At 64.9% G+C, this 25973-nt stretch carries 22 protein-coding genes and 3 pseudogenes; 5 read left to right on the top strand and 20 right to left on the bottom strand.

Going from position 1 to position 25973, the window contains the following annotated elements; all coding sequences use genetic code 11:
• Positions 1–106: 106 nt before the first annotated feature.
• The 9 genes from B4U45_RS23250 to ctaD form a co-directional block, all read right to left on the bottom strand.
• Complete coding sequence (locus tag B4U45_RS23250; protein WP_371686035.1) at positions 107–1594, bottom strand: hydrogenase large subunit; 1488 nt, start codon at positions 1592–1594, stop codon at positions 107–109.
• Complete coding sequence (locus B4U45_RS23245) at positions 1591–3057, bottom strand: proton-conducting transporter transmembrane domain-containing protein (protein ID WP_075545827.1); 1467 nt, start codon at positions 3055–3057, stop codon at positions 1591–1593. The genes B4U45_RS23250 and B4U45_RS23245 overlap by 4 nt, the downstream gene beginning before the upstream one ends.
• Entirely contained in the window at positions 3057–3716 is a 660-nt protein-coding gene (locus tag B4U45_RS23240; RefSeq protein ID WP_083044057.1) for a hypothetical protein, read from the bottom strand. The genes B4U45_RS23245 and B4U45_RS23240 overlap by 1 nt, the downstream gene beginning before the upstream one ends.
• 4 nt (positions 3717–3720) lie before the next feature.
• Positions 3721–4680: a respiratory chain complex I subunit 1 family protein gene (locus B4U45_RS23235; RefSeq protein WP_075545825.1), complete on the bottom strand. Its 960-nt coding sequence runs from the start codon at positions 4678–4680 to the stop codon at positions 3721–3723.
• On the bottom strand, positions 4677–6653 hold the full coding sequence (locus B4U45_RS23230) for a proton-conducting transporter transmembrane domain-containing protein (RefSeq protein ID WP_075545824.1): 1977 nt from the start codon (positions 6651–6653) through the stop codon (positions 4677–4679). The genes B4U45_RS23235 and B4U45_RS23230 overlap by 4 nt, the downstream gene beginning before the upstream one ends.
• Positions 6650–7129, bottom strand: a complete 480-nt coding sequence (locus B4U45_RS23225) for an NADH-quinone oxidoreductase subunit B family protein (protein WP_075545823.1) — start codon at positions 7127–7129, stop codon at positions 6650–6652. Before B4U45_RS23225 ends, B4U45_RS23230 begins: the two co-directional genes overlap by 4 nt.
• A gap of 8 nt (positions 7130–7137) precedes the next feature.
• Positions 7138–7485 (bottom strand): ArsR/SmtB family transcription factor, encoded by a 348-nt coding sequence (locus B4U45_RS23220; protein ID WP_075545822.1) that lies wholly within the window; start codon positions 7483–7485, stop codon positions 7138–7140.
• Between the two features lie 202 nt (positions 7486–7687).
• Positions 7688–8923: a phosphoserine phosphatase SerB gene (serB, locus tag B4U45_RS23215; protein ID WP_075545821.1), complete on the bottom strand. Its 1236-nt coding sequence runs from the start codon at positions 8921–8923 to the stop codon at positions 7688–7690.
• A gap of 25 nt (positions 8924–8948) precedes the next feature.
• Positions 8949–10694, bottom strand: coding sequence for an aa3-type cytochrome oxidase subunit I (ctaD, locus tag B4U45_RS23210; protein WP_219859515.1), 1746 nt, complete (start codon positions 10692–10694; stop codon positions 8949–8951).
• Between the two features lie 194 nt (positions 10695–10888).
• Here ctaD and B4U45_RS23205 point away from each other — a divergent pair, with 194 nt between their 5' ends.
• Together B4U45_RS23205 and B4U45_RS23200 are read left to right on the top strand one after the other, a co-directional pair.
• On the top strand, positions 10889–11968 hold the full coding sequence (locus B4U45_RS23205) for an iron-siderophore ABC transporter substrate-binding protein (protein WP_219859578.1): 1080 nt from the start codon (positions 10889–10891) through the stop codon (positions 11966–11968).
• 99 nt (positions 11969–12067) lie between these two features.
• Complete coding sequence (locus B4U45_RS23200; protein ID WP_075545819.1) at positions 12068–13108, top strand: NAD(P)-dependent alcohol dehydrogenase; 1041 nt, start codon at positions 12068–12070, stop codon at positions 13106–13108.
• Here the strand turns inward: B4U45_RS23200 and B4U45_RS23195 are convergent.
• Positions 13097–13489, bottom strand: coding sequence for a DUF3349 domain-containing protein (locus B4U45_RS23195; protein WP_075545818.1), 393 nt, complete (start codon positions 13487–13489; stop codon positions 13097–13099). The two genes, B4U45_RS23200 and B4U45_RS23195, sit on opposite strands and share 12 nt — an antisense overlap.
• 170 nt (positions 13490–13659) lie before the next feature.
• Complete coding sequence (locus B4U45_RS23190) at positions 13660–13950, bottom strand: hypothetical protein (protein WP_075545817.1); 291 nt, start codon at positions 13948–13950, stop codon at positions 13660–13662.
• A 98-nt stretch (positions 13951–14048) separates the two neighbouring features.
• Between B4U45_RS23190 and B4U45_RS23185 the strand changes: the two genes are divergently transcribed.
• Positions 14049–14201 carry a hypothetical protein gene (locus tag B4U45_RS23185; protein ID WP_198929510.1) on the top strand — a complete coding sequence of 51 codons (153 nt, stop codon included), beginning with the start codon at positions 14049–14051 and terminating at the stop codon, positions 14199–14201.
• A 1079-nt stretch (positions 14202–15280) separates the two neighbouring features.
• Here the strand turns inward: B4U45_RS23185 and nrdF are convergent.
• From nrdF to B4U45_RS23150, 9 genes and pseudogenes are all read right to left on the bottom strand, one after another.
• Complete coding sequence (nrdF, locus tag B4U45_RS23180) at positions 15281–16243, bottom strand: class 1b ribonucleoside-diphosphate reductase subunit beta (RefSeq protein ID WP_075545816.1); 963 nt, start codon at positions 16241–16243, stop codon at positions 15281–15283.
• 142 nt (positions 16244–16385) lie between these two features.
• Positions 16386–17963, bottom strand: coding sequence for a flavin-containing monooxygenase (locus B4U45_RS23175; protein ID WP_075545815.1), 1578 nt, complete (start codon positions 17961–17963; stop codon positions 16386–16388).
• 121 nt (positions 17964–18084) lie between these two features.
• Positions 18085–18825 (bottom strand): TetR/AcrR family transcriptional regulator, encoded by a 741-nt coding sequence (locus B4U45_RS23170; RefSeq protein WP_075545814.1) that lies wholly within the window; start codon positions 18823–18825, stop codon positions 18085–18087.
• Positions 18826–18903: 78 nt separating this feature from the next.
• Positions 18904–20520, bottom strand: a pseudogene (nrdE, locus tag B4U45_RS30175) (class 1b ribonucleoside-diphosphate reductase subunit alpha); the annotation flags it as partial.
• A 24-nt stretch (positions 20521–20544) separates the two neighbouring features.
• Positions 20545–21765 (bottom strand): annotated as a pseudogene (locus tag B4U45_RS30170) (LAGLIDADG family homing endonuclease); the annotation flags it as partial.
• Positions 21754–22323: pseudogene (locus B4U45_RS30165) on the bottom strand (ribonucleotide reductase N-terminal alpha domain-containing protein); the annotation flags it as partial. The pseudogenes B4U45_RS30170 and B4U45_RS30165, both read right to left, overlap by 12 nt.
• On the bottom strand, positions 22293–22745 hold the full coding sequence (gene nrdI / locus B4U45_RS23160; RefSeq protein WP_075545812.1) for a class Ib ribonucleoside-diphosphate reductase assembly flavoprotein NrdI: 453 nt from the start codon (positions 22743–22745) through the stop codon (positions 22293–22295). The gene nrdI and the pseudogene B4U45_RS30165, both read right to left, overlap by 31 nt.
• Before the next feature lie 35 nt (positions 22746–22780).
• Positions 22781–23020 carry a redoxin NrdH gene (locus B4U45_RS23155; RefSeq protein ID WP_075545811.1) on the bottom strand — a complete coding sequence of 80 codons (240 nt, stop codon included), beginning with the start codon at positions 23018–23020 and terminating at the stop codon, positions 22781–22783.
• 489 nt (positions 23021–23509) lie between these two features.
• Positions 23510–24082, bottom strand: coding sequence for an NAD(P)H-dependent oxidoreductase (locus B4U45_RS23150; RefSeq protein WP_075545810.1), 573 nt, complete (start codon positions 24080–24082; stop codon positions 23510–23512).
• 85 nt (positions 24083–24167) lie between these two features.
• Between B4U45_RS23150 and B4U45_RS23145 the strand changes: the two genes are divergently transcribed.
• Positions 24168–24755: a TetR/AcrR family transcriptional regulator gene (locus tag B4U45_RS23145; protein WP_075545809.1), complete on the top strand. Its 588-nt coding sequence runs from the start codon at positions 24168–24170 to the stop codon at positions 24753–24755.
• Positions 24756–24764: 9 nt separating this feature from the next.
• Positions 24765–25796, top strand: coding sequence for a DNA polymerase IV (locus B4U45_RS23140; RefSeq protein WP_075545808.1), 1032 nt, complete (start codon positions 24765–24767; stop codon positions 25794–25796).
• Positions 25797–25973 lie beyond the last annotated feature (177 nt).

Raw genomic sequence — 25973 nt, 5'->3', positions numbered from 1 at the left:
GTGGGGTAGCTGTCGGGTCGCCCCGCCCCCGCGAGCAGACGCGGAATCGCATCGACATCGCTGATTTCGTGCGATTCTATGTCTGCTCGGCCAGTCTGCTCGGCCGCTAGAGATCGTTGCCCGCATAGGACAGGTTGAAGCTCTTGTTGGCAAGCGGAAAGTCCGGGACGATCGTGTCGGCCATGGCGACCGGCAACGCGGGCCAGTTGAACCACGAAGGGTCGACGATCTTGCATCGGGTGATGCGGCCCGCGTCGTCGACTTCCACCCGGTGTACGACCGTGCCGCGCCAGCCTTCGACGATGCCCACCCCGGAGTTGCCGGGTGTCGCCGTCAGCGACGCGTCGCATCGCAACGGGCCGCGGTGATCCTCGATCAGCGTGCAGGCCAGCGCGACCGATGCGGCGAATTCGTCACGCCGAATTGTGTAGCGGGCCAGTACGTCACCGCCGCTGCCGGGTACCGCGGTGACCGGCAGCGTGGTGGTCGGGTGATCGAGGCGCGAATCGGTGGCGATGCCGCTGGCCCGAGCGACATACCCGAGACACCCGACGGCATCCGCGTCGTCACGCGTCAGCACAGCGGTATCGGCGAACCGGTCATAGACCACCGTGTTGCGCAGTGTCAGGTCGCTGATTTCGGCGACCTCGTGTGCCAGCGCACGCAATTCGTCGGGTTCGGGAAGCTCTTGCAGCACCACGCCGCCGGGCCGGATCGCGCCACGCAGCAGGCGATGTCCGGTGACCCGCCGGTTGATCCGCAGCAGCCGTTCCCGAACGCGCTGGGCGTGGGCGTTGGCCAGGGCAAAACCGACGTCGTTGGCCAGCGCACCCAGATCGGTGGCGTGATTGTAGAGCCGTTCCAGTTCGACCAGCAGGGCCCGCAGCCGGTGCACCGGCTCGGGCGCGTCGAATCCCAACGCGTCCTCGACGGCCAGGCTGTACGCCAGGGAATGGGCAGCCGCGCTGTCACCGCTGATCCGCTCGGCAAGTTCGACCGACCCGATGGCGCCGAGCGCGTTTCGTGCCTCGAAGAGTTTCTCGATACCGCGGTGCACGAACCACAATCGAGCCTTGAGCCGCAACACCGATTCGCCGATGACCGAGAACCGGAAATGCCCCGGCTCGATCAAGCCGGCGTGCACCGGCCCGACCGGTATTTCGTAGACGCCCGGCCCGTCGACGGTCAGGAACGGAAACCGGCCGGCGTTCGGAAACGGCGGCGGCTCACCGGCGTTACGGCGCATCGGATACCACTGCTGGGGCCAATGCCCATGCCGCACCAGCCGCCGCGGTTGCGGATGTCCTTGCGGCACAACCCCGTACAGGTCCATCATCTCCCGCTCGAAGCGACCCGCGGGGATCGACAGGTGCCCCAGGGACGGAGCCCACGGGGTTGCCGCGTCGGTGGTCAAGGTTAGCTCCACGCGGCGGTCCGGCTGTCCCGCCAGCAGCAGGTAGACGATCCTCAGGGTGTCGCCGTCGTCATGCGCGGCCACCAGGGCCAGACGATAGCCGGCCGCCAGCAACTCGCTCACCGCCCGGGCGAGTTCGTCACCGGATACCTTTCGCCGCACCATGGTTCGCTGCATCAACCCGTCCCGAACTGGCCGGCGGCCGCATTGAACAACCCGGCAAGCGGGCCCGCCGTAATACCCAGCGCAACCGACGCCATGACGCCGGTCGCCAGCGCGGCCGCCACCGTGGCGGGCACGGCGATCCGCGCAGCCCCGGCGCTCGGCACTCCGAGCAGGATCCGCTGCGCGTTGCCCGCCACAGCGGTGAAAGCCACCACCATCAACAGCAGCGCGACACCGAGCACCCAGGACAGCCCGGCATTGGCGAGCGATCGAGCGATCGACACCTCGCTGGCGAACGTCGCGAAGGGCGGTAACCCCAGCAAGGCGATGACGCCGACGGCGAACGACCACCCGACCAACCGGGACCGCGACAGCACCGCGGTGATGTCGCCGATTGCCGTCGAGTCGTGCGCGGCCTGCAACTGCCCCCCGGCCAGAAACAGCACCGTCTTGCCGATGCCGTGCGCAAGCACATGCAGCAGCAAAGCCGCGATCGCCAGTTTGGTGCCCGCGGCCGCCGCGATCGCGATCAGCCCCATGTTCTCCATCGACGAGTATGCCAGCATACGCTTGAGATCCGTTGTGACAGTGAGCAACAACGCTGAGATAAGGACTGTCGCGAGGCCGGCCGTCAGGAGACCGGAGCGCAGGAAGCCAGGCCCCGTCGCGGCGTCGATGATCGGCCGTAGCCGGATCAGCACCGAAAAAGCTACCGAGAGCAGCACTCCACTCATCAGCGCCGACACCGGTGCCGGCGCTTGGCTGTGCGCGTCGGCCAGCCATCCGTGAAACGGAACCAGCCCGACTTTGGCGCCATATCCGATCAGCAGCAGCCCGCCGGCCAGCCGGGTAACGGCCGGGTCGAGGTGGCCGGCGTGGGCCGTCAAGACTTCGAGATCCAGCGCCGTCGCGCCGACGGCGCCGGCGTGCCGGGCCGCGAAATACAACAGGACGGTACCGAGAAACGCCACGGCGATACCGACCGAGCAGATCACCACGTACTTCCAGGTGGCCTCCAACGCGGTGCGGGTACGACGGTGCCCGACCAGGAAGGCCGTGATCACGGTGGTGGCTTCCACCGCGACCCAGATCACGCCAATGTTGTTGGCGCACACGGCGACCGCCATCGCCGACAGGAACGCCGGCGTCAGCGCACCGTACCGCCGCGCGTCACGGAGGTCGGTGTGACCGTGCTGGAGTTCTGAGTCGAGGTATCCGATGCTTGCCCAGGTGGCCAAGGTGCCGACCACGCCGATGACGATGAGCATGGTCACCGAGAGCGCATCGACGCGCAGCATCCCCGCCAGCACGACCCTCGGTCGGGCTGCCGTCTGAACACCAAGCGCCACACCCGAGGCGAGCACGGCCACCGCCGACAACACGGTCAGCGTTGCCGTCCACCGGCGCCAACCGCCTGCCATCGCGATGACGGCCGCGAACAGCGGCGCAAGTATCGGCACCAGCATCAGAACAGTCATCAGTCTCGCAATCTCTGCAGCCGGTCCAAATCGGTGCCACCGAACATCCGGCGCAGTCGTCCGGTCAACACGCCGAGCACAATCAACGCGAACAGCACATCCAGAGAGGCGCCCAATTCGACGATCAGCGGCACCCCGGCGGTCAGCAAGAATGTGGTAGCCGCAATCCCGTTGTCCAGCATGAGGAATCCGGCGGCCTGCGAGATGGCGTGCCGTCGGGTCACCATCACGAACAAGGCGATCAGCACCACCGCCAGGCCCGCCGGGGCGGCGCTGACCGCCGCATCGGAGTCCAGTGCCACCACCGGTCGCGCGACTGCCAGCGCGACCACCGTCAGGCCCGCCGCGATCAGTAGCGACGCCGTGGTGTTGATCAGCGGCGTCGCCTCGCGCGGCGCATCTTCGGCACCGAGCGCGTTGGCCAGCAGCGCCGGCAGCACCGCCCCGCGCAACACGAGCAGCGCGACCCCGACCCCGACCAGTTCCCAGTCATGGGAGTGGCCGCCGACGATGATCGGAATCGCTGCCAGGGCGACGCCCTGGGCCGCCAGCAGCCGCACGATGGAGCGCAGGTCACGCCGCCATACGATCAGCACCGCGGTCAGTATCAGCCCGCCCGGCGCGAGGTCCAGCACGCCCGCATAGTTGAGCTCGGTCATGCCGTCACGCCTGGGCCGTAAAGAAGTTGGCCGATGTCACGGCCAACAGGGCCAACAGGAACGAGCCGGCGAGCAGCTCGGGCACCCGGAATAGTCGTAGCTTGACGATGAAGACCTCCGCGCCGGCCAGGACGACCGCGGCCACGGCGACCTTGATGCCGACCGCCGCGACGCCTATCGCCACGCCGATCAAGCTCGGCCTGTCACCTGCGATTCCCCAGGGGAAAAAGAGGTTGGCCAGCAGGGCCAGCAGCACGGTGAGTCGCATGCCGCTGGCCCACTCCACCAGCGCAAGCTTTGGTCCGGCGTATTCGAGCACCATCGCCTCGTGCACCATGGTCAGTTCCAGGTGGGTGGCGGGATTGTCCACCGGGAGGCGTCCGGTTTCGGCGATGACGACGATCACCAGGGCGACGAATGCCAGAATTCCGGCCAGCGACACCACTTCCGCGGGATTCTGGAGGCTAAACGCGACGATGGCGCCGAGGTTGGCCGACCCCGCGGGGATGGACAGCGCGAAGACGGCAAGCAGAATGGTCGGTTCCACCAGGGCCGCGATGGTGATCTCCCGGCTGGCGCCCATACCGCCGAACGAGGTACCGGTGTCGATTCCCGCCAACGTCAAGGCGACGGTGCCGAGGAACAACAGGCCCACGACCACGAACAGGTCAGCGACCGGGTCAAGGGGTGAGCCGGTCGCGGCCAGCGGCGCAATCGCCGCTATCAGCAAGGTGGTGGCCGCGACCACCGCCGGTGCCGCCGCGAACACCAGCGTGGTGCCGTCCGGGGTGACCTGTTGCTTGCGCAGCTGTTTACGCAGATCCCGCCAGGGCTGCAAAACACCTGCACCGCAACGCCCCTCGGCTCGGGCCCGGACTTGCCGCATCAGTCCCACGACCAGTGGTGCCCCGGTCATGACCGCACCGATCTGCGCTGCGCCGGCAACCGCGGAAAGAGCATTCATCGCGCGACCACCAAGACGACCAGGACCCCGAGCGCTCCGTAGCCGAGGTAGCGGTGCACGCTTCCGTTGTGCGCGCACCGAATCGCTTGTGCGCATCGTGCGACGGTCCGCAAGACCGGCGCGTAGACGTGATCCTCGATGGCATCGGACAATTCGGCACGGTAGGCGATCTTTTCCACGTGGTAGCGGGTGTGCTCCAAATGAGTCACCTCGATGCCGGTGTCGGGCCGCAACACGTCGTCGAAGACCCGCTGCAGTGGTTGGGCGAACGACGTCGCCGTGTATTGCATGCGCGAGCTGAGTTCGTCGGCGCCGCAGGCCCATAATGGCGACCTCACGGAGTCCGGGCGGCGACGCGAGCCCCAGCGGGCAACCGCCAGTACGATCAGGACGGCGAGGGCCAGGGCCACCGCCAGCAGGCCCGGCGCGATCGAGCCGTCAATGCCGGGCAATCGCAGCATCGGACCCAGGCCGGTGAGATCGGCGTGCTGGGACGCGGGCAGGGTGTCGAGCACCGACTGCAGGGTGTCGGCGAGGAAGAACGGCGCCACGGCAACCACGACACAGCCAACGGCGGCGACTGCCATGCCGGCGAGCATGCTGGGCGATGCCTCGCGCGCGTGAGCCGCCGCCTCCGAACGCGGTCGCGCCAAAAATCCGGTGCCGAACGCCTTCACCATCGCGGCCACACCCAAGCCGGTGGTCAGCGCCACCGCGCCGACGCCCAGCGGAGTCACCAACCCCACGACGGTGTTGTGCTCGGGACGTGCGTGGATCAGCGACTGCACCAGCAGCCATTCACTGACGAACCCGGCGCCCAACGGCAGCCCCGAGGCACCCAATGCGGCAATGCCGAAAAAGACTGTGGTGTAAGGCATTTTCCGGGCCAGACCGCCCAGCTTATCGAGGTCGCGCAGTCCAGTTGTCAGCAACACCGACCCGGCCGCCAAGAACCCGAGACTTTTGAATGCGGCGTGGGCGGCCAGGTGCAACAGCGCCGCGGTCATCGCGATCACGGCCGCCGCGGCGACCCCGGCCGCCGACAACAGCGTGGCTGCCCCAAGAGCAAGGGTGACCAGCCCCATGTTTTCGATCGTCGAAAACCCAAGCAGCCGTTTGAGATCGGCGGCCACCGAGGCCTGCAGCACCCCGTACAACGCGGTGACAGCGCCGACCGCCAGCAGGGCCACGCCCCACCACCTCGGGCCGGGTCCCAGGAGCTGCACATCGACGCGGATCAGGCCGTAGATGCCCAGGTTGACCATGGCGGCGCTCATCAATGCCGATGCGGGGCTGGGCGCTTCCGGGTGCGCTCTCGGCAGCCAGGCGTGCAGCGGCAGCAGGCCGGCTTTGGAACCGAAACCCACCAGCGTCAGCACGAACACGGCGTTGCGTACTCCGTCCGGGATCTCGGCCATGTCGGCGAACCGATCCGTTCCGGCGGCTGCCGCCAGCGCCATCAGGGCCAGCAGGATCGCGGCGAAGCCCAACTGGGTCATCACCGCGTAGTACATTGCGGCGCAGCGAACTTCGCTACGGCGATGATTCGTAAGCAGCAGGACGAGCGAACTGAGCGCCATCAATTCCCACGCCAGGAGGAAGGTGGTCACCGAGCCGGCGGCCGGAACGAGCAGCATCGCACCGACGAAAACGGGAAGCGCCGTGAGCGCGACGGCGCCGGCCCGTTCCAGGCGTGCGTATCCGATGCTGTAAACGCCGACGACGACGGCTACCGCACCGGTCAGCGCCATAAAGAACGCGCCCAACCGGCTCACATCCAGGTCGACGCCGATCATCGGCACCAGCCACTCGACCCGCGCTCGTGGCAGCGCACCGAACACGCCGTTGAGCCCCAACGCAATTCCCAATATACCGAGGGCCGTCGTTACGGCGCCCGCGGCTAAGGCGCCTATTGTGTTGCGGCGCAACGTCACCGAGTGTTCGGGCGGCGCGTCCGCGAAAGTCGCGGTCACCTGCGCGTCACCGACCGCAGGGCCATGACCACCTGGTCAGGCGAGGGTGGACATCCCGGTATCTCGACGTCGACCGGGATGACCTCACCGACGGAACCGACCACGCCATACGCGTCGCCGAACACACCGCGGTTGAGCGCGCAGTCACCGCAGGCGATGACCAGGCGGGGCGCCGGTGTCGCAGCCAAGGTGTTCCGCAGCGGCTGGGCCATATTCCGGGTCACTACCCCGGTGACGAGCAGCGCATCGGCATGGCGCGGCGAAGCCACCAACCGGGCGCCGAACCGCTCGGCGTCATAGACCGGTCCGAATGCCCCGGAGATTTCCACCTCACAGCCGTTACACGAGCCCGCGTCGACATGGCGCACCTGCAGGGAGCCGCGCACCCCGGCTGGCGGGCCGACGGTCGGCTCAGGCACCGGTCCCGCGTTTTCGGCCACGCGGCCGAGTCGCATGATTCTGCCGATCCAACCCATGCCCGGACCTACTGCCGGTCCGCCGCCGGGCCGCCCGCGCGCAGGTCTTGGAGCATTGCTACTTGGCCGCTGAGCATCCCGGTCAGCACCCGGCGGGCCACGGCCATCAGTTCAGCGATCAGCGGTGAGGTGATCGAGTAGATAACCGTGTTGCCGTCCTTGCGTGCCGTCACCACCCCCGTCCGGCGCAGCACGCCCAGCTGCTGAGACAGGTTGGACGACTCCAGGCCCACTTCGAGCAACAGCTCTGCCACGGCGTGGTCTCGTTCGGACAGCAGTTCCAGAATCCTGACCCGGGCCGGATGCCCCAGCGTCTTGAAGAACTCGGCCTTCAGCTTGTATAGCGGCTCCGACACCTGACCTCACATCGACTAAAACTTTTGCAATTCAGACATACGTCAATTTAACAATTGAACACTTTATCAACTGTTGGGCGGCACCGCTCGCCGAGGCGATCATCTGTCGGGTCGCCCTGCCCGGCGAGCAGACATAGAATCGCATCGAAATCGCTGATTTCGTGCGATTCTATGTCTGCTCGGCCAGTCTGCTCGGCAGCACCTAATCCGGCGGGATCTCGACGCGGCGCAGCACGCCGTCGAGCGCGTCGGCGGCTTCGATCTCACCGCGGGTCACGCCCAGCAGAAACAGCACCGTGTCCAGGTACGGGTGGCTCAGCGAGGCGTCGGCCACCTCCCGCAGCGCCGGCTTGGCGTTGAACGCAATGCCAAGCCCGGCGACGGCCAGCATGTCGATATCGTTGGCGCCGTCGCCGACGGCGACGGTCTGCTCCATCGGCACCCCGAACTGCTCGGCGAAGTCGCGAAGTGCCGTGGCCTTGCCCGGTCGATCGACGATGGGGCCGACCACCCGGCCGGTGAGTATCCCGTCGACGATCTCCAGCTCGTTGGCCGCCATGAAGTCCAGGTTCAGCTCCCTGGCCAGTGGCTCGATGATCCGTCGGAAGCCGCCGGAGACCACGCCACAGCGAAAACCCAGCCGCTGCAACGTGCGCAGCGTGGTCCGCGCACCGGGCATCAGCTGCAGCTGCGCGCCGACGTCGTCGATCACCGACGCCGGCAATCCCGCCAACGTGGCCACCCGCTGGTGCAGCGACTGCGCGAAATCCAGCTCGCCGCGCATGGCGGCCTCGGTGATCGCCGCCACCGCTCCCTCGGCACCGGCGCGCGCCGCCAGCATCTCGATGACCTCGCCCTGGACCAGCGTGGAATCGACGTCGAAAACGATGAGCCGCTTGGTGCGCCAGGCCAGCCCGTAGTCCTCGACCGCCACGTCGACACTCTCTTCGGCAGCCACCCTCGTCAGGGCACTCTGCAGCGGGCCATAGGCTCCGGGCGGCACCGATACCCGCAACTCCAGCCCGGTGACCGGATAGTCGGAGATGCCGCGGATGAAGTCGATGTTGACGCCCAACGCCGCCACCTCCCGGGCCACCGCGCCGAACGCCCCGGCGGTAACCGGGCGGCCGAGCACGAAGATCACGTGGGTCGACGGTTCCCGGATGATCGGCACGTCGTCGCTGCGCTCGACCGTCACGTCCAGGCCTATCCGGTGAATGGCGGCTTCGACGTCGCCGCGCAACGCCGCATTGTCGGCGACTTCCGGTGCGCAGGAAACCAGGACTCCCAGGGTGAGCCGGCCGCGGATCACCACCTGTTCGACGTTGAGCAGCTCAACACCGTGTTTGGCCAGTACCTCGAAGAGCGCAGACGTCACACCGGGCTGATCATGGCCGGTGACCGTGATCAGCACCGACACTTTGGGCGACGTGGTCACCCGTTGCGGCCTCCGGTACCACGCATCAGGAGCGGACGCTGACGTCGTCTGCTCTGGTGACGTCGCCGTCCTCCGGGCCGTGGGCGCGTCCGACATGGGCTTCGGCGCGAAGCCGTTCCACCATGTGCGGATAGTGCAACTCAAACGCCGGACGCTCCGAGCGGATACGGGGCAGCTCGGTGAAGTTGTGCCGCGGTGGCGGGCAGCTGGTCGCCCACTCCAGCGAGTTGCCATATCCCCAGGGGTCGTCGACGGTGACGACCTCGCCATACCGCCAGCTCTTGAAGACGTTCCAGACGAACGGGAACATCGACGCGCCCAGGATGAAAGCCCCGATCGTCGAAACGATGTTCAGGCTGGTGAAGCCGTCGGTGGACAGGTAGTCGGCGTAGCGGCGCGGCATCCCCATGTCACCGAGCCAGTGCTGCACCAGGAATGTGGTGTGGAACCCGATGAACGTCAACCAGAAGTGCAGCTTGCCCAGCCGCTCGTCGAGCAGCCGCCCGGTCATCTTCGGGAACCAGAAGTAGATACCCGCAAAGGTGGAGAAGACAATGGTGCCGAATAGCACGTAGTGGAAGTGGGCGACCACGAAATAGGTGTCGCTGACGTGGAAGTCCAGCGGCGGGCTGGGCAGCAGAACTCCCGTCAGACCGCCGGCCAGGAAGGTGACCGCGAAGCCGACGGAGAACAGCATCGGCGTCTCGAAGGTCAGCTGCCCCTTCCACATGGTGCCGATCCAGTTGAAAAATTTGATCCCGGTCGGTACCGCGATCAGATACGTCATGAAGGAGAAGAACGGCAGCAGTACGGCGCCAGTGACGAACATGTGATGCGCCCACACCGCCACCGACAACCCGGCGATCGAGAGTGTCGCGTAGATCAGCGTGGTGTAACCGAAGATCGGCTTACGGGAAAACACCGGGAAGATTTCGCTCACGATTCCGAAGAACGGCAGCGCGATGATGTACACCTCGGGGTGGCCGAAGAACCAGAACAGGTGCTGCCACAACATGACTCCGCCGTTGGCCGCGTCGTAGACGTGCGCCCCCAGGTGACGGTCGGCGGCCAGCCCGAACAGCGCCGCGGTGAGCAGCGGGAACACGATCAGCACCAAGATGGACGTCACCAGGATGTTCCAGGTGAAGATCGGCATCCGGAACATCGTCATCCCCGGTGCGCGCATGCAGACCACCGTGGTGATCATGTTGACGGCACCCAGGATGGTGCCTAGACCGGCGACCCCCAGGCCCAAGATCCACAGGTCGCCGCCGGCACCGGGTGAGTGGACGGCGTCACTCAACGGCGTGTAGGCAGTCCAGCCGAAGTCGGCCGCCCCGCCGGGTGTGATGAATCCAGCCATCGCGATCGTGGCGCCGAACACGAACAACCAGAACGACAGGGCGTTCAGCCGCGGGAATGCCACGTCGGGCGCGCCGATCTGCAGCGGCAGCACCAGGTTGGCGAAGCCGAACACGATCGGGGTGGCATAGAACAGCAGCATGATCGTGCCGTGCATGGTGAACAGCTGGTTGAATTGCTCGTTGGACAGGAACTGCAGACCGGGCACCGCCAACTCGGTACGCATCAGCAGCGCCAGCAGACCGCCGATGAAGAAGAAGACGAAGCAGGCGACGCAGTACATGATGCCGATCAGCTTGTGATCGGTGGTGGTGACCAGCCTGTAGACCAGGTTCCCTTTAGGGCCGGTACGGGCCGGATATGGACGGATGGCCTCGAGTTGTCCCAAGGGCGGCGCTTCGGCAGTCAACTGCTCCTCCAAGAATCCCGGCGCGGATAGGGTCTTAATACCTCACTTTGACAGGAATCTTAGCCCGCCACCACGCCGCCGGCAGGCCTGGTCCTACAAACTGTCGTAATCGGTGTCCGGGTGCCTCGAAGGCGCTTGGGCAGACCCTTCCCGACTGGCCGGGTGTTAACGTCGGACGCGTGCAATTCGGCGCGGTGCGACGGGGTCTGGCCGCTGCATCATTGGCGGCGCTGGTTGCGACGTGCACCGGTTGCGGCGCCGACCAGCCCCCCACAACGGCGACGCGATCAATGGTCACACCCACGACCCAAATCGCGGGCGCCGGGGTGCTGGGAAACTCTCGGAAACCCGACGAATCGTGTGCGCGGGAGGCGGCCGCGGCCGATCCCGGGCCGCCGACTCGACAAGCCCACAACGCTGCCGGCGTGACCCCGGACGTGGCGCAGGTTCCCGCCGATCCGCAACGCATCGTGGTGCTCTCCGGCGACCAGCTCGACGCGCTGTGTGCGCTGGGACTGCAGACACGGGTGGTCGGTGCCGCGTTGCCGGACGGCTCCTCGAGTCAGCCGTCCTATCTGGGCAAGACGGTGCACGACCTGCCCGGGGTGGGCACCCACAATTCCCCGGATCTGCGAGCTATCGCCGCGGCCCGGCCGGACTTGATTTTGGGCTCGGTGGCGGTGACACCGAACTTGTACCCGCAGCTGGCGGCTATCGCCCCGACCGTGTTCACGGCAGCGCCGGGCGCCGCGTGGGAGGACAACCTGCGCGGCGTCGGGGCTGCCACGGCCCGCAGCGCCGCGGTGGAATCGCTGCTCAGCGCGTTCACCCAGCGGGCGCGGGAGGTCGGGGCCAAGCATGACGCGACCCACTTCCAGGCGTCGATTGTCCAGCTGACCGCCAACACGATGCGGGTATACGGCGCCCGCAACTTTCCGGCCAACGTGCTGAGCGCGGTAGGAGTGGACCGGCCGGCGGCGCAACGGTTCACCGACAAGGCTTACATCGAGATCGGCGCCACCGATGCCGACCTGGCCAGGGGGACGGACTTCTCCGCTGCCGACGCCGACATCGTCTACGTCTCGTGTGCGTCGCCGAAGGCCACCGAACGCGCGTGGACCATCCTCGACAGTGACTCCTGGCGCAAGCTGTCCGCCAATCGCGACAACCGGGTCTTCGTCGTCAACGACGAGATATGGCAGACGGGCGAGGGCCTGGTGGCCGCCCGTGGCATCGTCGACGACCTGCGCTGGATCAACGCACCGATCAACTGAAGCTGCTCGCCCCTGGACGTGATCGCCGTCACCTAGTCCGAAAACCTTAACTTAGCTAAGCTTTTTACGGCCCCAGCTGGACCTTGATAAGGATGTCGTATGAGCACTGTTTCCGCCTATGCCGCCTTCTCGGCGACCGAACCGCTGACCAAGACCACGATCGACCGGCGGGAGCCAGGCCCGCACGACGTGGTGATCGACATCAAGTTCGCCGGTATCTGCCACTCCGACATCCACACCGTCAAGGCCGAGTGGGGCCAGCCGAATTACCCGGTGGTTCCTGGGCATGAGATCGCCGGCGTGGTGACCGAGGTGGGCTCCGAGGTGTCCAAATTCCAGGTGGGCGAGCGCGTCGGCGTGGGCTGCTTGGTCGACTCCTGCGGCCAGTGCAGCAGCTGCCTGGCCGGGCTCGAGCAGTACTGCAAGCCCGGAGCGACCTTCACCTATAACTCGATCGGCAAGGACGGCCAGTCCACACAGGGCGGGTACAGCGAGGCGATCGTCGTCGACGAAAACTTCGTGGTGCGAATCCCCGACGCGCTGCCATTGGACGCCGCGGCGCCACTGCTGTGCGCGGGTATCACGCTGTATTCGCCGCTACGGCACTGGAAGGCCGGCCGCGACACCCGGCTGGCCATTATCGGCCTGGGCGGACTCGGCCACATGGGCGTCAAACTGGGCGCCGCCATGGGCGCCGAGGTGACGGTGCTGTCGCAATCCCTGAAGAAGATGGAAGACGGGTTGCGGCTGGGCGCCGGACACTACTACGCCACTTCCGACCCCGACACCTTTCGCACGTTGCGTGGCAGCTTCGATCTGATCCTGAACACCGTCTCGGCGAACCTGAACCTCGGCGACTACCTGAACCTGCTCGACGTCGACGGCACCATGGTCGAGCTGGGCATCCCCGAACACCCCATGCCGGTGCCGGCATTTGCGCTGGCGCTGATGCGGCGCAGCCTCTCCGGATCGAACATCGGTGGCATCACCGAGACCCAGGAGATGCTGAATTTCTGCGCCGAACACGGCGTCACGCCCGAGATCGAACTCATCGAACCGGATTACGTCAACGAAGCCTACGAGCGCGTGCTGGCCAGCGACGTGCGCTACCGCTTCGTCATCGATATCTCACGCCTGTGACGCAACCTCCTCCGCTGCCTGGGCGTTGTCATCGCCGGGAACGACCTCGCTGACGTCGATGCCGGCCAGCGGCCAGCCCGCAGCGGCGAGCCTGCCGGCTACTCGTTGAATGTTCTCCGGCCCGGCGTCGTGGTGCGTCACGCCGGAGATGAATTCGGCGATCTCGTCACGGTTGATCACACCGTCGGCTGTGGCCGGCGATCCGTCGGCGGTGAGGTCGCGCACCACTTCCTTGACCTGCTCCTCGGTCAACGGCGTGCTGCGCAACAACGCCAGCAACGGCACCCGGTCGGGTCCCGGGACGCCGTTGGGGTAGCCGGTCTGCAGCCACCGGATGACCGACCGCAGAAAATGAGGATGGGCATGCGAGGTTTTCGTCACCCAAACAGTGTCACGGTAGGTGTATCACCGCGCCACCGTCAGGCGATGACGTGCCGACAATTCATCCGCCGTTCACGGCCAGCACATGTCCGGCCTGAGAACTCCCAGTCGTCGTATCGCGCACTGTTGACCCGATGCCCGCAAGCCATCCGTGATCGCGGCCCGCCGGTCTACATCAGCCCCGTTATCCCCGGCAAGCCCAACAGCGTTCCACCGGTGCCGCCGGTGCCGCCGGTACCGTTGCCACCAGCCCCAATTCCGGCGTCACCTCCGCCGCCGCCGTCACCGATCCACTGGGCGTTGCCGCCGCTACCGCCGTTCCCGCCCTTGCCGGCGGCGTTCGAGTTCTGCCCGCCGACTCCGCCGGCGCCGCCGGTGCCGATCAGCGCCGCGGTGCCGCGGGAAGGACCGGGATGCGCTGCCGTGGCGGCCGCGACGGCACCCACCTCAAACGGACGCACCCCACTTCGGGTGGCTCGCCAAAGCGGTCACGAGGTCGCGAGCGCCGCGCGTAACACCTCACTCTGCGCCACACGGCAGCCAGCCCGGCGGTGTCGGCGTGGCCAATGTCAAAGCGATGCAGAAAATGCCTGGCCATGCCTCGGTGGCGATGACGCTGGACATCTACGCCGACCTATTCGACGACGACCTAGAGACGGTCGCGATCGCCTTGCACGAAGCGCGCCGGATCGCTGCCGACGCGACAGGTTGAGGTTCGAGAAATTCCAGTAACAGAGCGCACCGCCCGCCATGAACTCGTCGGTGAGCGTCAGTACTGTTACGACATGACCTGCCAATTCGCGAAAACCACGCGAATGGTGGTAGACAGTGCAATTATGGTGTAGTTGCGCACGCAACCACGCATCGTAATGGTAGGGGCCCGCCGGGAAGGGCGTTGGAGCACCCCATCCCGACGGGCCGTTTCAACTGACAGGTACGCTACGCGGCTTGTGGAGGCTCGTTGTAGCGCATCCAGTAGGTGCACTCACCTTTCTGCTTAATAGGCGGGAAGGTTGAGTGTGCTAACAGTTCGATGATGCGACCAAATTGGTCAATCCACGATCCGTCAGCTGGACACCTTTGCCCCTGCTTCCAGGAACCTTCGGGGCCTAGCGGCCCCCTCGGGCGAATGGCCATAGCCATCCTCCTTCGCATGTAATTCGAATTTCAGATTTCCCACGTCACAGGCAACCGTCAAGGTGGACTGCGCGCCCGAAATCGGATTACAAGCGGTGGGCTCCGGCATGGCGGATCACGTCCGGCATATGAACGGTGATCGAGGAAGTCACGGCTCGACGATGAAACTGGGTTAACGCATATGGGCTCGGTCACAGAACGCCTTTGCGGTCACGAGGATCGAGCTGGTAATCATTGCGACTCCCTCGGTTGAAATGGCATCAGAAAGGTGTGGTGTTTGACACACTACCCTTTGGGTACGACAAGCCTGCCCAACACGGCAAGTTGTTTTCGCGTGTCGCGCAAAAAGGAGACCCCACTCGAAAGCGGGGCCCCTTGCTGGTTTTCCGTGTCGGCACCACACCTAGCCACTTCAACAACCGCATGCACAGCCTGACAGCAGCAGAACAACCCGTCAATCACCAATATCGGCGAGTTATCCACAATTTCCACCGTGGGGTTGTGCCAGACGCTGCAGGCTGACCTTCCAAGGTCGCCGACACAGAATGTGGGCAAGATGTGGGCGCGGACCGGGCGCGACGCCCGACTCGGCCGGTCCACCGATTTGCTGGATCCGCGGTCGGAACCCGCGATTGTGCGGCTTGAGCTGGGCGTCTAGAACTCCCAGTCCTCGTCCTCGGTGACGACGGCCTTGCCGATGACGTAGCTGGAACCCGAGCCGGAGAAGAAGTCGTGGTTCTCGTCGGCGTTGGGTGACAGCGCCGACAGGATCGCCGGATTCACGTCGGTCTCGTCACGCGGGAACAACGCCTCGTAACCCAGATTCATCAGCGCCTTGTTGGCGTTGTAACGCAAGAATTTCTTGACGTCTTCGGTCAGCCCGACCTCGTCGTAAAGATCTTGGGTGTATTCGACCTCATTGTCGTAGAGCTCGAACAGCAGCTCGTAGGTGTAGTCCTTGAGCTCGGCACGTTTTGCCTCGTCGACCAAAGCCAGACCGCGCTGGAACTTATAGCCGATGTAGTAGCCATGCACGGCCTCGTCGCGGATGATCAGCCGGATCATGTCGGCGGTGTTGGTCAGCTTGGCTCGGCTCGACCAGTACATCGGCAAGTAGAAGCCCGAGTAGAACAGGAAGCTCTCCAGCAGCGTGGAGGCGACCTTGCGCTTGAGCGGTTCGTCTCCGCGGTAGTACTGCAGCACAATCTCCGCTTTGCGCTGCAGGTTGGGGTTTTCCTCCGACCAGCGGAAGGCGTCGTCGATCTCGGCCGTCGAGCACAACGTGGAAAAGATCTGGCTGTAGCTCTTGGCGTGTACCGATTCCATGAACGCGATGTTGGTAAGCACCGCCTCCTCGTGGGGGGTCAGCGCGTCCGGGATCAGGCTGACCGCACCCACGGTGCCCTGGATGGTGTCCAGCATGGTCAGACCGGTGAAGACCCGCATGGTGAGCTGCTTCTCATGGGCGGTCAGCGTGCCCCAAGAAGGGATGTCGTTGGACACCGGCACCTTCTCGGGCAACCAGAAGTTTCCGGTCAGCCGATCCCAGACCTCGGCGTCCTTTTCGTCTTGCAGCCGGTTCCAGTTGATCGCTGAGACCCGGTCGATAACCTTCACTGTTGCCTCCCAGAACGGCCGCTCTACTCAGGCCTCAAACACTACCCCTGGGGTCCGACAAGCCGGCGCAACACAAGAGGTTGTGTTTGCGTGTCGCATGGCGTGCCGGCGTGATGGCCGGGTGCCGCGACCAACCGAGTCGCTATTTCGCCGCGGCGACCGTCTTCCGGTTCTCCGCCGAGCCGTTACCGACCCCCAAGAATTGGTATTCGTCGGTTTTGACCGAGCGGGTGGCCCGCCAATACTGCCAGGTGTAGCCGCCCCAGAGCACGGTGTTCTTGCCATGCTCGTCGAGATACCAGCTGCTGCAACCGCCGCTGTTCCACACCGAGCCGGCCAACTTGCGTTGCAACTCGTCGTTGAAACGATCCTGGGCGGCGCGCGTGGGAGCCAACGCCTGCGCGCCCAACTTGTCGCACTTGGCGATCGCGTCGGCGACGTAGTGGATCTGCGACTCGATCATGAACACCACGGAGTTGTGCCCCAGCCCGGTGTTGGGGCCGAGCAGGAAGAACAGGTTGGGCATCTCGGCCACGGTGATCCCGCGATGCGCCCCGATGCCCTCGCGATTCCACCGGTCGACCAGATCCTCACCGTGGCGGCCCTTGATCTGCACGTAGGTGTAGGAGTCGGTGACGTGGAAGCCGGTGGCGTACACGATCACGTCGACACCTCGGGAAACCTCACCGCCGGCGCCGTCGGCGGTGACGATCCCGTCGCGCGTGATTCGGGTGATGCGGTCGGTGATCAACGTGGTCTTGGGGTTCGCGACGGCTGGGTAATAGGTGGAGGAGTTGAGGATCCGCTTGCACCCGATGCGATAGTGCGGGGTCAGCTTGCGGCGCAGCTCGCGGTCTTTCACCGAGCGGCGAATGTTGTATTTGGCGTAGGCCTCGATGAACCTCAGCGCGTTCGGCCGCTTGGTCATGCCGAAGGCCAGCGCCTCCTGCGCCCAGTACAAACCCAGGCGCGCCAGTGCACGCAGCCCGGGAACGTTCTCCATAGCCTGGCGCAGCGCCGGCGGGATCTCGGGGTTGGAGCGCGGCACCACCCACGGCGGAGTGCGTTGGTAGAGCTGAAGTTCGGCGACCTGGTCGACGATCTCCGGCACGATCTGGATCGCGCTGGCGCCGGTCCCGATGATGGCCACCCGCTTGCCGGTGAGGTCGACGCTGTGGTCCCACTCCGCGGAATGGAAAGCGGGGCCGGCGAATTCATGACGCCCGTCGATGTCGGGGAAGGACGGGATGTGCAGCGCTCCGGCTCCTGAGATCAAGAACTGGGCCACGTACTCGCGCCCGTCGGTGGTGAAGACGTGCCAGCGGTATTCCTCGTCGTCCCAGTAAGCGCGATCGACCAACGAATTGAATTCGATGTAGCGGCGCAGCCCGTACTTCTCGGTGACGCCCTTGAGGTAGTCCCAGATCTCGGGCTGATAAGAGAACGGGTTCCTCCAGTCGGGCTTGGGCTCGAACGAAAACGAGTACAGGTGTGACGGGATGTCGCAGGCACAGCCGGGGTAGCTGTTGTCGCGCCAGGTGCCCCCTACGTCGTCGGCCTTCTCCAAGATGATGAAGTCTTGGCCGGAGAAGCCCTGCTTCTGCAGTGCGATCGCCATGCCCAGACCGGAGAATCCGGTCCCGATGATGACGGCGCGGGTGTGCACCGGCGGCTGGGCGGACTGCGGCGCCGGGCCGGCTTCTGTGACGGCATTGGTCATGGTGGATCGGTCTTTCCTAGTGAGGCGAGCTTTGGGCCGCCCGGCCCAAGTACCCAGTACCCAGGGTATCGGTTAGAACGAGTGTTGACGATCCTCGCGGCGATGTCAACGCAGCCTGCACTCAGCTGACAGCGCGATTGCTGGGTACCGCGTCGTGGATCGGCTTGTCGGGGTCCATGGTGATGCCCAGCGCCTCGGCGGTGCCGACGATGACGCCCATCATGATCGTGGTCAGATGCGCGACGAATTGCTCTCGCGGCATCCGTCGCGGGCTGTCGGGCTCGGGACCCAGCCACCATTCGGTGGCCGAGGCGGCCGCTCCGAACGCGCTGTGCGCGGCGAGTTCGAGCGCCGCTCGATTCAGGTCCATCTCACGCAGTTCGTTGTTGAACAACTCGGCGAAGGTCAAAGTGATTTCCCGGCCTTCATTGAGCGTGCGCACCGTCGCCTCGGACTGCTTTGCGGAGCGGCCCTGAATGAAGACTCGGAGCACATTGGGGTGCTTGTCGACGAGGATGACGTACTCCTCGACGCTGCGCCGGATGACCTCGCGGGCCGAGTCGGTGGCGAGGTTGATCGACGGGAAGATCGCGGCCCACAGCATGTCGCGCAGCCGCTCCCCGATCGCGACGAACAGGTCGGACTTATCGGTGAAATGCCGGTAAATCTTGGGCTTGGCGGTGCCGGCTTCCTCGGCGATTTCCCGCACACTCAGCTCGGGCCCCAGGCGGTCGATGGCACGGAAAGCCGCTTCGACGATTTCGTTGCGCACCTTCTTGCGGTGTTCGCGCCAACGTTCACTGCGCGCGTCGACTTTGCCCCCGGGCTTCACGCTAGGGTGGGGCCGGCTGATTCTCACCACGTCAAGCACCTTACCCCGTTGCGGCCGCTGACCTGGGCAGACTGCTCGCCGTGGCGACTTCAGGGCCGGCTTGCGCGCCTAGAGCATGCAGGACACGCACCCCTCTACTTCGGTTCCTTCCAGGGCCATCTGCCGCAGCCGGATGTAGTAGAGCGTCTTGATTCCCTTGCGCCAGGCGTAGATCTGCGCCTTGTTCACGTCACGGGTGGTGGCGGTGTCCATGAAGAACAACGTCAGCGAAAGCCCTTGATCCACATGCTGAGTGGCCGCGGCATAGGTGTCGATGATCTTCTCGTAGCCGATCTCGTAGGCGTCCTGGTAGTACTCCAGGTTGTCGTTGGTCATATACGGCGCCGGGTAGTAGACCCGGCCGATCTTGCCTTCCTTGCGGATCTCGACCTTGGACACGATCGGGTGGATCGACGACGTCGAGTGGTTGATGTAGGAAATGGACCCGGTGGGTGGCACCGCCTGCAGGTTCTGGTTGTAGATGCCGTCCGCCTGCACCGATTCCTTGAGCCGCCGCCAGTCGTCTTGAGTAGGGATGTGAATGTCGGCGTCGGCGAATAGCCGGCGCACCTTCTCGGTTTTCGGCTCCCAAATCTGCTCGGTGTACTTGTCGAAGAACTCCCCCGACGCGTATTTGGACCGCTCGAAGCCCTTGAAGTGCGTGCCTCTTTCTCTCGCGATCCGATTCGACGCGCGCAACGCGTGGTAGAGCACCGTGTAGAAGTAGATGTTGGTGAAGTCGATGCCCTCCTCGGACCCGTAAAAGATGCGCTCCCGCGCCAGGTAGCCGTGCAGGTTCATCTGACCCAACCCGATTGCGTGGGAGTCGTTGTTGCCCTGCTCAATTGAAGGTACCGACGTGATGTGGGTCTGGTCGCTCACCGCGGTCAGCGCGCGGATGGCCACCTCGATCGTCTGGGCGAAGTTCGGCGAATCCATCGCCTTGGCGATGTTCAGCGACCCCAGGTTGCACGAAATGTCTTTGCCCACTTTGGCATACGACAAATCTTCGTTGAAGTATGACGGCGTGGACACCTGCAGGATCTCCGAGCACAGGTTCGAGTGGGTGATCTTGCCCTCGATGGGGTTGGCCCGGTTCACCGTGTCTTCGAACATGATGTAGGGGTAGCCGGACTCGAACTGCAACTCGGCCAACGTCTGGAAGAACTCCCGCGCCTTGATCTTGGTCTTACGGATCCGCGGGTTGTCGACCATCTCGTAGTACTTCTCGGTGACCGAGATGTCGGCGAACGGCACCCCGTAGACCCGCTCGACGTCGTAGGGCGAGAACAGGTACATGTCGTCGTTGCGCTTGGCCAACTCGAAGGTGATGTCGGGAATCACCACGCCCAGGCTCAGCGTCTTGATGCGGATCTTCTCATCGGCGTTTTCCCGCTTGGTGTCCAGGAAGCGGTAGATGTCGGGGTGATGCGCATGCAGGTACACTGCGCCGGCGCCCTGACGCGCGCCCAGCTGGTTGGCATAAGAGAACGAATCCTCGAGCAGCTTCATGATCGGGATGACGCCGGAGCTTTGGTTCTCGATGTTCTTGATCGGCGCGCCGTGCTCGCGAATGTTGGTCAGCAGCAACGCAACTCCGCCGCCGCGCTTGGACAGCTGCAGTGCGGAGTTGATCGATCGCCCGATCGACTCCATGTTGTCCTCGATGCGAAGCAGGAAACAATTGTGCACGACAGTGCCGCGAATCGTGTACGTGTGCGTATTTTTGACGTGGAGGTTGTAGACCTTCGTTGGGGCTTCCTGCGTGCGCCGCAACTCACGGATCCCGTACACGTGCCGCCCGTGCACAACCTGATAGGTCGTGCGCGACGACCCTTTCTGGCCGATATAGTTGTGCAGGTTCTTGCCGACATCGAAGATGAACTCTTCGTTGGCGCCGGGCAGCCCGGGCACGAATAGCTGTCCCGTCACGTTGCCTGCCCGGTTAACGTACTGGCGGATCCTGGAGACAATCCCGATTCGGCGCAATAGAAGCTGCACCTGATCAATCAGTTCCGGGCCCAGGTCAAACTCCGGGCCAAGGTCGAGCACCATGCCGCCGCTGGTACTGCAGCCGTCGCCGCGAAACAGTCCGGCAAGCAATCCACGCTGAAACTCGTCATCGGCCGTTAAGACGTCGTGGGACAACCGCTTCAACCGATATCCCGTGCCCACCAGGGAGAGGAACAACGACGCAACGACCTCGCTGTTGCAAATCATACGAACCGACTGGTCCGACACACTCTGGTGTATGGCTAGGTCCGCGGCAAACACTCGTTTGAATGCCGCCGCCAACTCCTGCTGGTAGTCGAGTTCGTGTGTGCCGACCGCGAAGTGGATGCCATTGGGCGTTCGGTCCGCGGGTCCCGATCGCTTGGAGATATGACCTTCGGCGAGGTACCAGCCAAGGACGAGGCCAAGATCGTACGACTCCTCGACGTAGCGATTCACCGATACAAAGCTCATATGGTGGCGCTGCTTGTTGCGGTGCTTCCGATCAGAGTTGACCTTACGTATGAGCCCATCGACCTCTTCGTATTCGCCCGCGCCGGTGTGTTCCATCAGGTCGTAGACCCGTCGCGTCCGCCCCTCCATCGGCGCTGCCGTCACGATGAAGTCCGAAGGACGAATGTCTTTGGCAGCCAACCACACGAAGCCGTTGAAGGGGTCCGCGCCGTCACCGTCGATAAGTGTCTGCACATCGCGCGTGGTCCACACCAGGATCGGATGCTCGGGGGTGCACAGGATCGGTTCCCGGTGTCCGAAGTGCGAGATCGAAATGAGTGCTTGGTCATTGGAGTTCTCGACGACGGCCTCGACGGCGGCGAAGGACCCGTCATGGGAGAGCACCCGGTCGCCCACCTGCAGAGTTTCGATTGCCTTAGGGCCGTCGGGGGTATCCACCGGGGTTCCGGCCGGGAAACAACTCACCGGCTCACCGCGCTGTTTCTTGCCTGAGTTCAAAAACGTCGGGGTGGCCGGCTGGAAGCGGCCTTCGATGATCTCGTCGACCAGCTGCTCGGCCAGCGTGGTGTCACCGCCGGCCAACGTGAGCGCAACCATGACCACCCGGTCCTCGAAGCGCTCCAGATAGCGCTTCCCGTCGAAAGTCTTCAGGGTGTAGGACGTGTAGTACTTGAAGGCGCCCAAAAACGTGGGGAACCGGAACTTTTTGGCGTAGGCACGGTCCAGCAGCGACTTGACGAAGTTACGCGAGTACTGGTCGAGAACCTCACGCTCGTAATAGTTCTCGCGGATCAGGTAATCGAGCTTCTCGTCCTGGTTGTGGAAGAAGACGGTGTTCTGGTTGACGTGCTGCAGGAAGTACTGGCGCGCCGCGAGTACGTCCTTGTCGAACTGGATCTTGCCGTCCGCGTCGTACAGGTTCAGCATCGCGTTCAGCGCGTGATAATCCAGTTCTGCCTGCCCCCCCGAAAGGTGCGAGTGCGCCCCGGAGGTTACAGGCTCTGCAGTGACGGTTGGTGACACGTCTGCTCCTTCCAAAATTCAGCCAGGCCCGCACGGACGGCGGCCACGTCGTCCTCGGTGCCCATCAACTCGAAGCGGTAAAGGTAGGGAACGTCGCATTTGCGCGCGACGACGTCACCGGCGTAGCCGAACTCCGGACCGAAGTTGGTGTTGCCGGCCGCGATGACGCCGCGCAGCAGCGCTCGATTGCGCTCGTTGTTCAAAAAGGCGATGACCTGTTTGGGGACATAGCCGCCGGCATTCAGTTTGGGTGTGACCCGGCCGCCGCCGTAGGTGGGCAGTATCAGTACGTAGGGCTCGTCGACCTCGATGCCGCCGTGCAGCGGTATCCGCGTGGCGGGCAGACCCAGCTTCTGCACGAAGCGGTGGGTGTTCTCCGACACGCTGGAGAAATAGACCAGGTTGCACGGCCTGATACCCATGGCACCGCTGTCTCCTTGCCTAGCGCCTGCTCGTGCTATGCGCTCAGCGAAGCCAAGGCGAGCGCCTTGATGCGGTCGGGCCGGAAGCCGGACCAGTGGTCGTCCCCGGCCACCACGACCGGCGCCTGCAGGTAGCCCAACGCCATCACATAGTCCCGCGCCTCGGAATCCAGACTGATGTCGATCTTCTCGTAGGCGATGCCGATCTTGTCCAGCGCCTTGTAGGTGGCGCTGCACTGCACGCATGCGGGCTTGGTGTAGACGGTGATGGTCATGGGCGTACCGCTCCTTTGCGGGAATCGGGGAACAGGAACTGGCAACGACTCAGGTGGTGCATCTTCGCTATGTTCAGCGGCCCGGCTTGCTCCCAGATTCCCGTCGTGGGCCACCATGCTGATCGGACATGGCGATGCCGGTTCCGGGAAGTTCAGCGGGCCCCGTGAACCTGGTGGGACCCGGTGAACCTGGGATCTGCCGGTGCCCGAAACACTACACCTAGGGGGTCCGGACGAGAAGAGATACAAGATGTTCTGAATGACATTCTTGAAATTCGCAGGTCGTGGGCATGTGCCCGAGCCGGTCTCGGCGTGTCGCAGATCACACAACCCGGCCGTGGTATCCATGTCGCCCGGTATATCACCGACCACCGACAAGCTCATGAGTCATCGTCGGGCAAGCCGAGCCCAGCAAAGGCGCAATTCCGTGCTGGCCAGGGCCGTCGAGGGTTGGCGGAGCGCCGTGCGGGCCCGCCCGCGGTAGCCGGGTCAGCCCACCTCGGCAGCCAGCTTGCCGACGATGTCTCGCAGATTGGCCGACATCTCGGAGCTGTCCGCGGGCGCCTGGCCCGCCAGGGACTGGAACGGCACCGACAGCTTGATCGCGTCGATCACCCGCGCGCCGGCGATGGCGAACGACTTGCGGGTCTCGTCGTGGGCCCATACCCCGCCGTATCGGCCCACGGACCCGCCGATGACGGCCAGCGGCTTGGCTTTCAATGCGCCGTCACCGAACGGGCGTGACAGCCAGTCGATCGCGTTCTTGATGACAGCGGGGATAGTGCCGTTGTATTCGGGAGTGACCACTAGAGCCGCATCCGCTTGCGCCGCGGCCTGTCGCAACGCGATCACCGCTCCGGGAACGCCATCGGGGGTATCGATGTCCTCGTTGTAGAACGGCAACTCCGCCAGCCCTTCGAACACCGTCACGCTGACGCCGTCGGGCGCAACAGCGGCCGCCAACTCGGCGATCTGGCGGTTGACCGAACCGGTGCGCAGGCTTCCCACCAGCGCCAAGACTCGGATACCGGAGAGGCCGGAGAAATCGGAGAAATCGGACATAGTGCTTCCCTTCGCGTTGGTCTCATCTTTGCACGACTCAACCGGACTCTGGTCCGCTTTATTCCCTCCGGGTTACTGTTCAGGGGTGAGTGACGAGTTGCCGGCGTCGACTCGGCCGGAGCGCGGTGACGCGGCGCGCAATCGCGCCCTGCTGCTGGACGCGGCGCGCCGGCTGGTCGCCAATCGTGGCGCCGATGCGATCACCATGGACGACGTCGCCGCCGCGGCCGGTGTCGGCAAGGGCACGCTGTTTCGCCGCTTCGGCAGCCGGGCGGGTCTGATGACGGTATTGCTCGACGAGGACGAGCGGGCCAGTCAGCGGGCATTTCTGTTCGGCCCACCGCCGCTGGGCCCGGATGCGCCGCCGTTGGACCGCCTGATCGCGTTCGGCCGGGAACGGATCTGCTTCGTCCACGCCCACCGCGAGTTGCTGTCGCAGGCCAACCGGGACCCGAAGACCCGTTACAGTGCGGCGGCGTCGGTGCACCGCACCCATGTGCGGGTGCTGTTGCGCTCGGCTCACACGACCGGCGACCTTGATGTCCAGACCGATGCCCTGCTGGCCCTGCTCGACGTCGACTACGTCGAGCACCAGCTCAACGACCACGGTCACAGCCTGCAAACGTTGGGCGACGCGTGGGAAGGCCTGGCGCGCAAGCTCTGCGGGCGGTGACCGATCCCGATGCCGCGATGGATACTGCATGTCGACCTCGACCAGTTTCAGGCGTCGGTGGAGCGGCGCCGCCATCCCGAACTGGCCGGGCTGCCGCTCATCATCGGCGGCAACGGCGATCCCACCGAACCCCGCAAGGTAGTCACCTGCGCTTCCTATGAGGCTCGCGAGTTCGGCGTGCGGGCGGGAATGCCGTTACGTGCGGCCGCCCGCCGCTGCCCCGGCGCCGTATTTCTGGCGTTGGATCCGCCCGCCTATGACGCGGCCTCTGACCAGGTGATGGCGTTGTTGCGCGACCTGGGGCATCCGGTCGAGGTGTGGGGCTGGGACGAGGCGTATGTCGGTGTGGCCGCCGGGGATCCCACCGACGTCGCCGAACAGATCCGCGCTGTGGTCGTCACGGAGACCGGGCTGTCCTGCTCGATCGGCGTCAGCGACAACAAGCAACGCGCCAAAGTCGCCACCGGTTTTGCGAAACCGGCCGGCATCTTTGCGCTTACCGACACCAACTGGATGGCTCTGATGGCCGACCGTCCGGTCGACGCGCTCTGGGGTGTGGGTCCGAAGACGGCGAAAAAGCTTGCGGCCCTTGATATCACCACGGTCAGAGTGCTCGCGAACGCCGACGCCGAGGAGCTGACGTCGGCGTTCGGCCCGAGAACAGGGCTGTGGCTGCTGCTGCTCGCCAAGGGCGGCGGCGACACCGAAGTCAGCACCACCCCGTGGGTTCCGCGCTCCCGCAGTCACGTCGTCACCTTTGCGCAAGACCTCACCGAACGAACCGAAATGGAATCAGCGTTAAGGGAATTGGCCCGCAAGGCACTCGACGAGGTGGTGACCTCGGGGCGGCTGGTCACCCGGGTGGCCGTTGTCGTACGCACCGCGGCTTTCTACACCCGCACCAAGATCCGCAAGCTCGATGCGCCCACCACCGACGCCGACGTCGTCATCGGCGCCGCCCTGCGGGTCCTGAACTTGTTCGAGCTGGACCGCCCGATACGGCTACTCGGCGTGCGCCTCGAACTCCAGATGCCCGCCTAGCTTCCCCTGGCCCAGGCGCCGATACAGCGACCGCGAACTGCGCATTTCACGATTCGCGAAGGCTTGCCGAAGCATGGCCGGGCACAGTCGGTCGTGACAACAAACTGCTCACGAGTGGACAACTTCCCCCGACGGGTCCTCATGGTCCGCGGTTCACCATCCGGTGAGCGTCACGGC

The sequence above is a fragment of the Mycobacterium persicum genome (assembly GCF_002086915.1).
GTDB lineage: Bacteria > Actinomycetota > Actinomycetes > Mycobacteriales > Mycobacteriaceae > Mycobacterium > Mycobacterium persicum.
This window is presented reverse-complemented; position numbering and strand designations above follow the sequence as displayed.